This window comes from Pseudomonas sp. PSB11 (assembly GCF_014596605.1).
GTDB classification, from domain to species: domain Bacteria; phylum Pseudomonadota; class Gammaproteobacteria; order Pseudomonadales; family Pseudomonadaceae; genus Aquipseudomonas; species Aquipseudomonas umsongensis.
The window spans coordinates 26,003-39,635 of the sequence record NZ_NOIO01000014.1; the positions used below are offsets into that span (position 1 = coordinate 26,003).

A 13,633-nucleotide genomic window follows, 5' to 3' on the forward strand; every position below is an offset into this window, starting at 1 on the left:
ATCACTATGCCGGCTTCATTCGTTCACCTACGCCTGCACACTGAATATTCCCTGGTCGACGGTCTGGTGCGGATCAAACCGCTGGTCAAGACCCTGGTCGGCATGAACATGCCTGCCGTAGCGGTCACTGACCAGAACAACATGTGTTCCCTGGTCAAATTCTACAAAAACGCCATGGGTGCCGGGATCAAGCCGATCTGCGGCGCCGACCTGTGGCTGTCGAACAAGGATCCGGACAACCCCCTGAGCCGGATCAGCCTGCTGGTGATGAACGCCGCGGGTTATCGCAATCTCACCGAATTGATTTCTCGCGGGTTCATCGAGGGTCAGCGCAATGGCTCGATCATCATCGAGCGCGAATGGGTGGCCGAGGCCAGCGACGGCCTGATCATGCTGTCTGCGGCCAAGGAGGGCGAGATCGGCCAGGCCATGCTCAGCGGTAACCCGCAAGAAGCGGAAAACCTGGCGCGTGAATGGATGGCCGTGTTTCCGGATCGCTTCTATCTGGAAATCCAGCGCACCAACCGCCCCAACGATGAAGAACAACTGCATGGCGCGGTGGCGTTGGCCGAGAAAATCGGCGCACCGCTGGTCGCGACCAACGACGTGCGTTTCCTCAAGCAGGAAGATTTCGCCGCCCACGAAACCCGCGTGTGTATCGGCGAGGGCCGGGCCCTCGACGACCCGCGACGGTCGAAGAACTACAGCGATCAGCAGTATCTCAAAAGCGCCGAGGAAATGGCCGAGCTGTTCAGCGACATTCCCGAGGCGCTGGAAAACACCGTCGAGATCGCCAAGCGCTGTAACATCGAAGTCAAGCTGGGCACGCACTTCCTGCCCAACTTCCCGATCCCCGATGGCATGACCATCGATGAGTATTTCCGCAAAGTTTCGTTCGATGGCCTGGAAGAGCGGCTCTCCGTCCTGCTGCCCAAGGACACCACCGAAGACTATGAGGCCAAGCGCCAGGTCTATGTCGACCGGCTGAATTTCGAGCTGGATATCATCATCCAGATGGGCTTCCCCGGTTACTTCCTGATCGTGATGGACTTTATCCAGTGGGCCAAGAACAACGGCGTGCCGGTCGGCCCTGGCCGGGGGTCGGGTGCCGGCTCGCTGGTGGCCTACGTGCAGAAGATCACCGACCTCGACCCGCTGGAATATGACCTGCTGTTCGAACGTTTCCTCAACCCGGAACGGGTCTCCATGCCCGACTTCGACGTCGACTTCTGCATGGACGGTCGCGACCGGGTGATCGACTACGTGGCTGAAAAATACGGCCGTAACGCCGTAAGCCAGATCATCACCTTCGGTTCCATGGCGGCGAAAGCGGTGGTCCGTGACGTGGCGCGGGTGCAGGGCAAGTCCTACGGCCTGGCGGATCGCCTGTCGAAGATGATCCCGTTCGAAGTTGGCATGACCCTGGAAAAGGCCTACGAGCAGGAAGAGATCCTGCGTGACTTCATCAAGGTCGATGAAGAAGCCGCGGAAATCTGGGAGATGGCCCGCAAGCTTGAGGGCGTTGTGCGAAACGTCGGCAAGCACGCCGGTGGCGTGGTGATCGCGCCGACCAAGCTGACTGACTTCTCGCCGATCTATTGCGACGAAGCCGGCGATGGGCTGGTAACCCAGTTCGACAAGGACGACGTGGAGGCGGCTGGCCTGGTGAAGTTCGACTTCCTCGGCCTGCGAACCCTGACGATCATCGACTGGGCGCTGAAAACGATTAACCGCGACCGCGCCAAGGTCAACGAACCGCCGCTGGACATCGCGTTCATCCCGCTGGACGACAAACCGACCTATCAGCTGCTGCAAAAAGCTGAAACCACCGCGGTGTTCCAGCTTGAATCGCGCGGTATGAAGGAGCTGATCAAAAAGCTCAAGCCCGACTGCCTCGAAGACCTTATCGCATTGGTGGCCCTGTTCCGTCCGGGCCCGCTGCAATCGGGCATGGTGGACGACTTCATCAACCGTAAGCACGGTCGCGCCGAGCTGGCGTACCCGCACTCGGACTATCAGTACGAAGGTCTCAAGCCCGTATTGGCCCCGACCTACGGCATCATCCTGTATCAGGAACAGGTGATGCAGATTGCCCAGGTCATGGCCGGCTACACCCTCGGCGGTGCGGATATGCTGCGTCGGGCGATGGGTAAGAAAAAGCCCGAGGAAATGGCCAAGCAGCGCGGCGGTTTCATTGAAGGTTGTGCCACCAACAACATCGATGCGGACCTTGCCGGTAACATTTTCGACCTGGTAGAAAAATTCGCCGGTTATGGCTTCAACAAATCCCACTCCGCGGCCTATGGCCTGGTGTCATACCAGACTGCGTGGCTGAAAGCGCACTACCCGGCTCCGTTCATGGCCGCAGTGCTCTCGGCGGATATGCACAACACCGACAAGGTCGTGACCTTGATCGAAGAAGTGCGCACGATGAAGCTGCGTCTCGACGCGCCGGACGTGAACACATCCGAGTTCAAGTTCACGGTGAACGACGAAGGTCGGATCATCTATGGCCTGGGCGCAATCAAGGGGGTGGGCGAGGGCCCGGTAGAGGCGATCACCGAGGCGCGGCTGGACGGTCCCTTCAAGGACCTGTTCGATTTTTGCGCCCGGGTTGACCTCAAGCGTATCAACAAACGGACCCTCGACGGCTTGATCCGCAGCGGTGCGCTGGATCGCCTGGGGCCGTACTTCCATGACGAAGCCAAAGCCTACCAGGCCAATATCGACCGTAACCGCGCGGTCTTGCTGGCCGCGATGGAAGAGGCGATCAAGGCCGCCGAGCAAACCGCCCGGACCCATGACAGCGGCCATGCCGACCTGTTTGGCGGGCTGTTCGTGGAAGAAGACGCTGACGTCTACGCCAACCATCGCAAAGCCAAGGAACTGACCCTAAAGGAACGTCTCAAGGGCGAGAAAGACACCCTGGGCCTGTATCTGACCGGTCACCCGATCGACGAATACGAAGGCGAAATCCGCCGTTTCGCCCGCCAGCGCATCATCGACCTCAAGCCGGCGCGCGATACCCAGACCGTTGCCGGCATGATCATCGCCCTGCGGGTGATGAAGAACAAAAAGGGCGACAAGATGGGCTTCATCACCCTCGACGACCGTTCGGGGAGGATTGAAGCATCGCTGTTCGCCGATGCGTTCCATTCCGCGCAATCGCTGTTGCAGACCGATGCGATGGTGGTGGTCGAAGGCGAAGTCAGCAACGACGACTTCTCCGGCGGCCTGCGGTTACGGGTCAAGCGGGTGATGAGCATGGAAGACGCGCGCACCAACCTGGCCGAAAGCCTGCGCCTGAAGCTGCATGCCAAGGATCTCAAGGGCGATCAGCTACGCTGGCTGGGTGAGCTGTTGAAGCGTCACCGCGGTGCGTGCCCGATTACCATGGACTACACCAGTCCCGATGCGAAAGCCTTGCTGCAGTTCGGCGAAGGCTGGCGAATCGACCCGGCGGATGCGTTGATTCAAGCCCTGCGTGACCAGTTCGGGCGAGACAACGTCTTCCTCCAATACCGTTAAGGTCAGGGTGACATTACCTAGCCCTGGACTTGAACAGAATTTTTTAATCTCGACCTTAGCGCGCCTCTCCCTTATGGTAGGGCGCGAATAGACAACCGGCCGGCCCAAGCTCCCTTGGACGCCGACCCAAGACGGACGCCTATGAACCCGAATTTTCTGGATTTCGAACAGCCGATCGCCGACCTGCAAGCCAAGATCGAAGAGTTGCGCTTGGTCGGTAATGACAATTCGCTGAATATCGGCGATGAGATCTCCCGCCTGCAAGACAAGAGCAGCACGTTGACCGAAGACATCTTCGGCAAGCTGACCAGTTGGCAGATCGCGCGTCTGGCGCGTCACCCGAAGCGTCCATATACTCTGGACTACATCGAACACATCTTCACCGAGTTCGATGAGCTGCACGGCGACCGCCACTTCTCCGACGACGCCGCCATCGTCGGTGGTATTGCCCGTCTGGAGGACCAGCCTGTGATGGTCATCGGTCACCAGAAAGGCCGCGAAGTACGTGAAAAAGTTCGCCGTAACTTCGGCATGCCGCGTCCGGAAGGCTACCGCAAGGCTTGCCGCCTGATGGAAATGGCCGAGCGTTTCAAGATGCCGATCCTGACCTTCATCGACACCCCGGGCGCCTACCCGGGCATCGACGCCGAAGAGCGCAACCAGAGCGAAGCGATTGCCTGGAACCTGCGCGTGATGGCGCGCCTGAAAACCCCAATCATCGCCACCGTGATCGGTGAGGGTGGTTCTGGTGGTGCGCTGGCGATCGGTGTTTGCGATCAGTTGAACATGCTGCAGTACTCGACCTACGCGGTGATCTCGCCGGAAGGTTGCGCATCGATCCTGTGGAAAACCGCCGAAAAAGCCCCGGACGCCGCTGAAGCCATGGGCATTACCGCTGAGCGCCTCAAAGGCCTGGGTATCGTGGATAAAGTGATCGGCGAACCCCTGGGTGGCGCTCACCGTGATCCGGCGGCTGCGGCTGCCTCGATCCGCGCCGAGCTGAGCACGCAACTGGCGATGCTCAAGAAGCTCGACCACAAGGCGCTGCTGGACCGTCGTTACGAGCGTCTGATGAGCTACGGTCTGTAACAGACCTCGCGGCACCCTTGTAGGAGCTGCCGCAGGCTGCGATCTTTTGATTTAAAAAAAGCAAGATCAAAAGATCGCAGCCTGCGGCAGCTCCTACAGGGATCTAGTGAAGTGATCGATCTCTATGAATCCTTCAAATATCGATCTATCTGCCAGGCTCCTGCTGAATCTAAAGCCGTGGCGCAACGCCACAACCTGGCGCATCGCCTTCTCCGGTGGTCTCGATTCCACCGTCCTCCTGCACCTTCTCGCACACCTCGCGAAAACCCAGTCCCTGCCTGCGCTCGGTGCCATCCATGTCCATCACGGCCTTCAGGCTGTGGCCGACGCATGGCCGGATCACTGTCAGTCGGTCTGTAGTGCGTTGGGCGTGCCGCTGCACGTCGTCCGCGTGCAAGTGCAACCCGGCGCCAGCCTCGAGCGAGCCGCCCGCGATGCGCGTTATGCGGCGTTCAGTGAGGTCACTCAAGCCGATGAAGTGCTGCTGACGGCCCAGCACCGTGACGATCAGGCGGAAACCTTGCTGTTTCGCTTGTTTCGCGGAGCCGGGGTAAGGGGCCTGTCGGGAATGCCACGCCAGCGTCCTTTGGGAAAAGGGCATCTACTGCGGCCTTTGCTCGATGTTACGCGCGCTGAGCTGGAGGCCTATGCATCGGCACACAAGCTGAGCTGGATCGAGGATCCTTCCAATCAAGACCGGCAGTTCTCACGCAATTACCTGCGTCATCAGGTGTTCCCGGCAGTGACTGCGCGGTGGCCACAGGCACTGGCGACCATGGCTCGCAGCGCTGCGCATCTGAGTGAGGCGCAGGGATTGCTCGATGATCTTGCGCAAATCGACTTGAGCCAGGCGAACACGCCAAGTGATTTCGATTGGCTGGGTCTGCCGTCGCTGGAACTCGCCCCCCTGGAAAAACTCTCCGCCGCTCGCCAGCGCAATGCGCTCAGCCACTGGCTTGAGCCCCTGACCCGACTGCCGGACAGTGACCATTGGTCGGGTTGGGTCGATTTACGCGATGCCACCGGCGACGCCCGGCCGATCTGGCGCCTCGCCGATGGCCAACTGCATCGGGCGGGTGGGCGTATCTGGTGGTTATCCGGTGCCTGGTTGCGCGCGGTGCCCGCGCCTGGAGCATGGCTTGAACCCGCGCAGCCGCTGGTGTTGCCCGATAATGGCGTGCTCACGCTCAGTGGACAAATCCCCGCAGGCATACTGCAGATCCACTATCGTGAGGGGGGCGAGGTGATGGCTCTGCCGGGGCGTGGGCATCGCGATCTCAAGCGTTTGCTCAATGAAACCGCGGTGCCGCAGTTCGTGCGCGGCAGATTGCCGCTGCTGTACAAGGGCGAGCAATTGCTGGCGGTGGCGAACCTGCCGGGGTTGGACGGCAACGCCCAGGGTGACTGGCATTTACATTGGCAACCACCAGGCGAAGATCAAGGTTTGAGCTGAAAGGGGCTTTCCGGTAGACTACGCTCCCTTCTTGATACAACTTCTGTGGATTCGCCTGAATTGCAGGAGTTGCCGATTACCAAGCAGTCTTTGCTGGGCGATTCCAAAAAATGTGTAGCGAGCAACGAACCGGTGTTTCATTTCCCGGTCTGTCCCAACGCGGCGGTTTTTTTGAAAGGTGCACTGTGATTAATGCAGGTGATCGGGGGCTTCGGCCTTCCTTCGCTTTCCCCGGCGGCTCGGACCGCTTTAACGCAGACTTCTAGGGTTTTTCATGACGCGCTACATATTCGTCACGGGCGGTGTTGTTTCTTCATTGGGGAAAGGCATTGCATCGGCATCATTGGCGGCCATCCTGGAGGCGCGGGGACTTAAGGTCACCATGCTGAAGCTGGACCCGTACATCAACGTCGACCCGGGCACCATGAGCCCGTTCCAGCACGGTGAAGTGTTCGTCACCCACGACGGCGCCGAGACCGACCTGGACCTGGGCCACTACGAGCGGTTCATCCGCACGACCATGACCCAGAACAACAACTTCACCACCGGCCGTGTCTACGAACACGTGCTGCGCAAGGAGCGTCGTGGTGACTACCTGGGTGCGACCATCCAGGTGATCCCGCACATCACCGACGAAATCAAGCGCCGCATCATCAAGGGCGCCGGCGATGCCGACGTGGCGATGGTCGAGATCGGTGGCACCGTGGGTGACATCGAGTCGCAACCGTTCCTCGAAGCCATCCGCCAGTTGCGCTTCGAAGTCGGCGCCAAGCGCGCGATGCTGATGCACCTGACGCTGGTGCCGTACATCGCCACTGCCGGCGAAACAAAAACCAAGCCAACCCAGCACTCGGTCAAGGAGCTGCGCTCCATCGGCCTGCAACCAGACGTGCTGGTATGCCGCTCCGATCACCCGATCGATGTTTCTTCCCGTCGCAAGATCGCGCAGTTCACCAACGTTGAAGAACGTGCGGTGATCGCGCTTGAAGACGCCGACACCATCTACAAGATCCCGGGCATCCTGCACTCCCAGGGTCTGGACGATTTCGTCGTCGAGCGTTTCGGCCTGCAATGCGGCGGTGCCGACCTGTCCGAATGGGAAGCCGTGGTCGACGCCAAGCTCAACCCTGAGCATGAAGTCACCATCGCCATGGTCGGCAAGTACATGGAACTGCTGGATGCGTACAAATCGCTGATCGAAGCGATGAGCCACGCCGGTATCAGCAACCGCACCAAGGTCAACCTGCGCTACATCGATTCCGAAGACATCGAGAACCAGGGCACCGCGCTGCTCGAAGGCGTGGACGCGATCCTGGTACCTGGCGGCTTCGGCCTGCGTGGCGTGGAAGGCAAGATCACTGCCGTCCAGTACGCTCGCGAAAACAAGGTTCCATACCTGGGCATCTGCCTGGGCATGCAGGTGGCCGTGATCGAGTTCGCTCGTAACGTGCTGGGCTGGAAAGACGCCAACTCCACCGAGTTCGATCGTGCCAGCGGTCACCCGGTCGTGGGCCTGATCACCGAGTGGGAAGATGCCACCGGCGCCGTTGAAACCCGTACCGAAGCCTCGGACCTGGGCGGCACCATGCGCCTGGGCGCCCAGGATTGCCTGCTGGAGCCGGGTTCCCTGGTTCATGACTGCTACGGCAAGGACGTGATCGTTGAGCGTCACCGTCATCGCTACGAAGTGAACAACAACCTGCTGCCGCAGATCATCGAAGCCGGCCTGAAAATCTCCGGCCGTTCCGGCGATGGCGCTCTGGTTGAAGTGGTTGAAGCCCCGGATCATCCATGGTTCGTCGCTTGCCAGTTCCACCCTGAGTTCACCTCGACGCCACGCGACGGCCACCCGTTGTTCAGCGGTTTCGTCAAAGCAGCTTTGGCTCAACACCAGAAGAAGGCTTGAACCCCATGGCGCAGAAGATCATCCGCGTAGGCGATATCGAGATTGCCAACGACAAGCCAATGGTTTTGTTCGGTGGCATGAACGTGCTGGAAAGCCGCGACATGGCGATGCAGGTCTGTGAAGAGTACGTGAAGGTTACCCAGAAACTGGGTATCCCTTACGTGTTCAAGGCCAGCTTCGACAAGGCCAACCGTTCCTCCGTGACCTCTTACCGTGGTCCCGGCCTGGAAGAGGGCATGCGGATTTTCCAGGACATCAAGCAAGCCTTCGGCGTGCCGATCATCACCGACGTCCACGAGCCGGAGCAGGCCGCGGTCGTCGCTGAAGTCTGTGAGATCATTCAGCTGCCGGCCTTCCTGTCTCGCCAGACCGACCTCGTGGTCGCGATGGCCAAGACTGGCGCGGTGATCAACATCAAGAAAGCCCAGTTCCTCGCACCTCATGAAATGAAACACATCCTGAGCAAGTGCGTGGAAGCGGGTAACGATCAGTTGATCCTCTGCGAGCGTGGTTCGAGCTTCGGCTACAACAACCTGGTCGTCGACATGCTCGGCTTCGGCATCATGAAGCAGTTCGAATACCCGGTGTTCTTCGACGTGACCCACGCGCTGCAAATGCCTGGCGGTCGTTCCGACTCCGCCGGTGGTCGTCGCGCCCAGGTCACCGACCTGGCCAAGGCCGGCATGAGCCAGTCCCTGGCGGGCCTGTTCCTCGAAGCCCACCCGGATCCGGACAACGCCAAGTGCGACGGTCCATGCGCCTTGCGCCTGGACAAACTGGAGCCATTCCTGGCCCAGCTCAAAGCCCTGGACGAACTGGTGAAGAGTTTTCCGACGGTAGAAACCGCGTAATCCTCAATTCTCCTGTAAATTACCGCTCGATTTATCGCTCTGGCCCGCTGGCCGCACTGCTCTTGTAGGAGCATGGCTTGCCAGCGATGGCGTCCTTGAGGGCACCATCGCCTGAAAGTCCTGTTCCTGCAGCGTTTCGTCAACTTTGGAGTGTTTACAACAATGGCTAAAATCGTCGACATCAAAGGTCGTGAAGTTCTCGACTCCCGTGGCAATCCCACCGTGGAAGCGGATGTGCTTCTCGATAACGGCATCATCGGCAGCGCTTGCGCGCCGTCCGGTGCTTCCACTGGCTCGCGTGAAGCGCTCGAGCTGCGTGATGGCGACAAGAGCCGTTACCTGGGCAAGGGCGTACTCAAGGCCGTGGCCAACATCAACGGTCCAATCAAAGACCTGTTGAAAGGCATGGACCCAAGCGACCAGAAAGCCCTCGACCTGGCGATGATCAAGCTCGACGGTACTGAAAACAAAGGTTCCCTGGGCGCCAACGCGATCCTCGCCGTTTCCCTGGCCGCGGCCAAGGCAGCAGCACAGGACCAGGACCTGCCGCTGTACGCGCACATCGCCAACTTGAACGGTACCCCGGGTGTTTACTCGATGCCGGTTCCGATGATGAACATCATCAACGGTGGCGAGCACGCCGATAACAACGTCGATATCCAGGAATTCATGGTGCAGCCGGTTGGCGCCAAGTCTTTCTCGGAAGGCCTGCGCATGGGCACCGAGATTTTCCATCACCTCAAGGCTGTTCTGAAGGCCCGTGGCCTGAGCACTGCGGTGGGCGACGAAGGTGGTTTCGCACCTAACCTGGCTTCCAACGAAGACGCTTTGAAAGTTATCTCCGAAGCCGTGGCCAACGCCGGTTACACCTTGGGCACCGACGTGACCCTGGCCCTGGACTGTGCAGCCAGCGAATTCTACGAAGACGGCAAGTACAACCTGTCCGGCGAAGGCCAGGTGTTCACCGCTGAAGGTTTCGCCGACTACCTGAAAGGCCTGACCGAGCGTTACCCGATCATCTCCATCGAAGACGGCCTGGACGAGTCCGACTGGGCTGGCTGGAAAATCCTCACCGACAAGATCGGCGAGAAGACCCAGCTGGTAGGCGACGACCTGTTCGTAACCAACACCAAGATCCTGAAAGAAGGCATCGACAAGAAGATCGCCAACTCGATCCTGATCAAGTTCAACCAGATCGGCACCCTGACCGAAACCCTGGAAGCCATCCAGATGGCCAAGGCCGCCGGTTACACCGCCGTGATCTCGCACCGTTCGGGCGAAACCGAAGATTCGACCATTGCCGACCTGGCCGTGGGCACTTCGGCTGGCCAGATCAAGACGGGCTCCCTGTGCCGTTCCGACCGCGTTTCCAAGTACAACCAACTGCTGCGTATCGAAGAGCAGTTGAACGGTAAAGCCAAGTACAACGGCCGCAGCGAATTCCGCGGTTGAGCGTTAGCTGGTAAAAAAACACCGGATTGTGTCGGAAAAATCGCAACAGCGACGCTTTTGCCACTAATCTGATGCCTTGAAAGCACAAGCCTGGGTTTTTCCAGGCTTCGTGCTATCAGTAGCTTCATGTTTTGGTATGGCTGTCTTTTTTCACTGGATACCTGATATTCGATGCGCAGTCCCAATTGGTTGTTTCTCGTCTTGCTCCTGTTGCTGGCTGGCCTGCAATACCGCCTTTGGGTGGGTAATGGCAGTCTGGCGCAAGTGGCTGAGCTGACCCAGCAGATTGCGGATCAGCAGGCCGAGAACCAGACATTGCTGGAACGTAATCGGGTGATGGACGCGGAAGTCAGTGAGTTGAAAAAGGGCATGGAGACCGTTGAAGAGCGGGCTCGCCATGAGTTGGGCATGGTCAAGGACGGTGAAACCCTTTACCAGTTGGCCCAATGAACCTGTCTCTGCCGGCCTTCTGGGCCGTGATTCCTGCCGCGGGCGTCGGTGCCCGTATGGCCGCGGACCGTCCCAAGCAATACTTGCAACTGGGCGGGCGCACTATTCTCGAACACAGCCTCGGCTGTTTCCTCGATCATCCTGGCCTCAAGGGCCTGGTGGTCAGTCTTGCTGTTGATGATCCTTATTGGCCGAACCTGACGCTTGCCGGCGATCCGCGTATAACACGGGTCGAGGGTGGCGCCGAGCGTTCCGGGTCGGTGCTCAATGCGTTGCTGCATTTGCATGCCCAAGGTGCCGATGATGAGGATTGGGTGTTGGTTCACGATGCGGCACGGCCAAACCTCAGCCGTAACGATCTGGACAAGCTGCTGGCGGAGCTGACGGATGATCCTGTCGGTGGACTGCTGGCGGTTCCGGCGCGCGATACGCTCAAGCGGGTCGACAAGCACGGTCGTGTGGTCGAAACCGTGGACCGCAGTGTGATCTGGCAGGCCTATACGCCGCAGATGTTTCGCCTTGGAGCATTGCATCGGGCATTGGCGGACAGCCTGGTGGCTGATGCCGTGATAACCGATGAAGCTTCCGCCATGGAGTGGGCGGGGTTGGCACCGCGCTTGATTGAAGGGCGGTCGGACAATCTCAAGGTTACTCGTCCTGAAGACCTCGAGTGGTTGAGACAACGTTGGGCCAACCGCCGCTAAAAGATCGCAGCCTGCGGCAGCTCCTACAGTAGACCGCATTCAATGTAGGAGCTGCCGCAGGCTGCGATCTTTTGATCTTAGGTTCGATACTCCGGCCTCTCGGCCAACCCCTCCTTCAAGTAATCCACCAGCTTGCGCACCTTCGGCGATAAATGCCGCTGTTGCGGATACAGCGCCCAAACGGCCGTGTTCGGTGGTTGATGCGCCTCCAGCAGCGAAACCAACTCGCCGCTTTTCAGATGCTCCAGCACGTAATAATCCGGCAACTGACACAACCCCACGCCCTGCAGCGCCGCATCCAGCACCGCTTGCCCACTGTTGCAGCGCCAGTTTCCCTGGACTCTCTGGGAAAACTCCCGACCGTTCTCTTCCAGCTGCCAGAGGTCCGAACTGCCCACCAGACAATTGTGCCGGCTCAATTCCGACAAGCTGTGGGGCCGACCATAACGTTCCAGGTAGGAAGGCGACGCGCAGAGGAACATGCGCCGCGGAGCGAGGCGGGTGGCGACCAGTCGCGAGTCCTGCAAGCGCCCCAGGCGGATCGCCAGGTCCAGGCCTTCATGCACCAGGTCGAGTTGGCGATTGCTCAGTTCGATGTCGATCCGCAGTTGTGGATACAGCCCCATGAAACGGGTCACCAGCGGCACGATGAAGCGTTCGCCGTAAGCCACGGCACAGGTCATGCGCAGCATGCCCTTGGGTTCGCTGGTCAGGTCGCCCACCGCTCGCAACGCTTCCTCGCGGCCATCCTGCAAACGCTGACAATGCTGCAGGAAGGTATGCCCGGCCTCGGTCAGCGTGACACGGCGAGTACTGCGATAGAGAAGACGGGTTTGCAGGCGCTCTTCCAGGCGTACAATCTGTCGACTGATATGGGATGAAGAAACACCCAGGCGTTCAGCGGCGGCGGTGAACTGGCTGCATTCAGCGACGGCAACGAATTCGTCTATACCTTCCCAGCGACTGTCAGGCATCCAATGATTATCCCTGTGTGGCAATAATGTTTTGCTTTTGCCCGGATTATTCACTGTATGGCCGTGCATTACACTTCCTGTCTCGTTTTATTCGCTGGAGAATCACCATGATCAAGTCGCGCGCTGCTGTTGCCTTCGAGGCCAAGAAACCCCTCGAGATCGTTGAAGTCGATGTCGCCATGCCCAAGCCCGGTGAAGTGTTGGTGCGTGTGGTGGCTTCCGGTGTCTGCCATACCGATGCCTACACCCTCTCGGGCGCCGACCCGGAAGGCATTTTCCCGTCGATCCTCGGTCACGAAGGCGGGGCGATCGTCGAAGCCATCGGCGAAGGCGTGACCTCGGTGGCGGTGGGCGATCATGTGATCCCGCTGTATACCCCGGAATGCCGTCAGTGCAAATTCTGCCTGTCGGGCAAGACCAACCTTTGCCAGGCGATTCGCGCAACCCAGGGCAAAGGCCTGATGCCGGATGGCACAACTCGTTTTTCCTACAACGGGCAGCCGATTTTCCACTACATGGGGACTTCGACTTTCTCCGAATACACCGTGCTGCCGGAAATTTCCGTGGCGAAAATTGCCAAGGAAGCGCCACTGGAAAAAGTCTGCCTGCTGGGCTGCGGTGTCACCACCGGCATCGGTGCGGTGCTCAATACCGCCAAGGTGAAACCCGGTGATACCGTGGCCATTTTCGGCCTTGGCGGCATCGGGCTTTCGGCCATCATCGGCGCGGTAAAAGCCAAGGCCGGTCGGATCATCGCCATCGACATCAACCCGGCCAAATTCGAGATCGCCAAGCAGCTGGGTGCAACCGACTGTGTAAACCCGAAAGATTTCGACCGTCCAATCCAGGAAGTCATCGTCGACATGACCGATGGCGGCGTCGACTTCTCCTTCGAGTGCATCGGCAACGTGCAACTGATGCGTGCCGCCCTCGAGTGCTGCCACAAGGGTTGGGGCGAGTCGGTAATCATCGGTGTAGCCGGTGCTGGCCAGGAAATTTCCACCCGTCCGTTCCAGCTGGTCACCGGTCGCGTCTGGCGCGGTTCGGCGTTCGGCGGCGTGCGCGGCCGTACTGAATTGCCAAGCTACGTGGAAATGGCCGAGACCGGTGAAATCCCGCTGGATACCTTCATCACCCACACCATGGGCCTGGAAGATATCAACAAGGCGTTTGACCTGATGCATGAAGGCAAGAGCATCCGTTCCGTCATTCATTTCTGAGGTCAG

The 13,633-nt window shown here is 59.5% G+C and carries 10 protein-coding genes; 9 read left to right on the forward strand and 1 reads right to left on the reverse strand.

The annotated features are described in order from the left end of the window. Positions 1-6: 6 nt before the first annotated feature. The 8 genes from dnaE (at position 7) to ispD (ending at position 11,433) form a co-directional block, all read left to right on the forward strand. Positions 7-3,528 (forward strand): DNA polymerase III subunit alpha, encoded by a 3,522-nt coding sequence (gene dnaE / locus CGA21_RS16960; protein WP_188264662.1) that lies wholly within the window; start codon positions 7-9, stop codon positions 3,526-3,528. Between the two features lie 141 nt (positions 3,529-3,669). Then, a complete protein-coding gene (locus CGA21_RS16965) occupies positions 3,670-4,617 on the forward strand; it encodes an acetyl-CoA carboxylase carboxyltransferase subunit alpha (protein ID WP_008057327.1) in 948 nt (315 codons plus the stop codon). Positions 4,618-4,741: 124 nt separating this feature from the next. After that, a complete protein-coding gene (tilS, locus tag CGA21_RS16970) occupies positions 4,742-6,070 on the forward strand; it encodes a tRNA lysidine(34) synthetase TilS (protein ID WP_188264663.1) in 1,329 nt (442 codons plus the stop codon). Between the two features lie 274 nt (positions 6,071-6,344). After that, positions 6,345-7,976: a CTP synthase gene (locus tag CGA21_RS16975; RefSeq protein ID WP_020795983.1), complete on the forward strand. Its 1,632-nt coding sequence runs from the start codon at positions 6,345-6,347 to the stop codon at positions 7,974-7,976. Positions 7,977-7,981: 5 nt separating this feature from the next. Further along, the gene (gene kdsA, locus CGA21_RS16980) at positions 7,982-8,827 is read left to right on the forward strand and encodes a 3-deoxy-8-phosphooctulonate synthase (RefSeq protein ID WP_020795984.1); all 846 of its coding nucleotides are present in this window, start codon (positions 7,982-7,984) and stop codon (positions 8,825-8,827) included. A gap of 162 nt (positions 8,828-8,989) precedes the next feature. Continuing rightward, complete coding sequence (gene eno, locus CGA21_RS16985) at positions 8,990-10,279, forward strand: phosphopyruvate hydratase (RefSeq protein WP_008057334.1); 1,290 nt, start codon at positions 8,990-8,992, stop codon at positions 10,277-10,279. Positions 10,280-10,450: 171 nt separating this feature from the next. Continuing rightward, positions 10,451-10,729, forward strand: a complete 279-nt coding sequence (gene ftsB / locus CGA21_RS16990) for a cell division protein FtsB (RefSeq protein WP_008057335.1) — start codon at positions 10,451-10,453, stop codon at positions 10,727-10,729. Next, positions 10,726-11,433: a 2-C-methyl-D-erythritol 4-phosphate cytidylyltransferase gene (ispD, locus tag CGA21_RS16995; RefSeq protein WP_188264664.1), complete on the forward strand. Its 708-nt coding sequence runs from the start codon at positions 10,726-10,728 to the stop codon at positions 11,431-11,433. Before ftsB ends, ispD begins: the two co-directional genes overlap by 4 nt. A gap of 77 nt (positions 11,434-11,510) precedes the next feature. Here ispD and CGA21_RS17000 read toward each other — a convergent pair whose 3' ends face one another. Then, positions 11,511-12,407, reverse strand: a complete 897-nt coding sequence (locus CGA21_RS17000; RefSeq protein WP_188264665.1) for a LysR substrate-binding domain-containing protein — start codon at positions 12,405-12,407, stop codon at positions 11,511-11,513. A 107-nt stretch (positions 12,408-12,514) separates the two neighbouring features. On the opposite strand from CGA21_RS17000, the gene CGA21_RS17005 reads away from it, so the two are divergent. Further along, entirely contained in the window at positions 12,515-13,627 is a 1,113-nt protein-coding gene (locus tag CGA21_RS17005) for an S-(hydroxymethyl)glutathione dehydrogenase/class III alcohol dehydrogenase (RefSeq protein WP_110748715.1), read from the forward strand. Positions 13,628-13,633 lie beyond the last annotated feature (6 nt).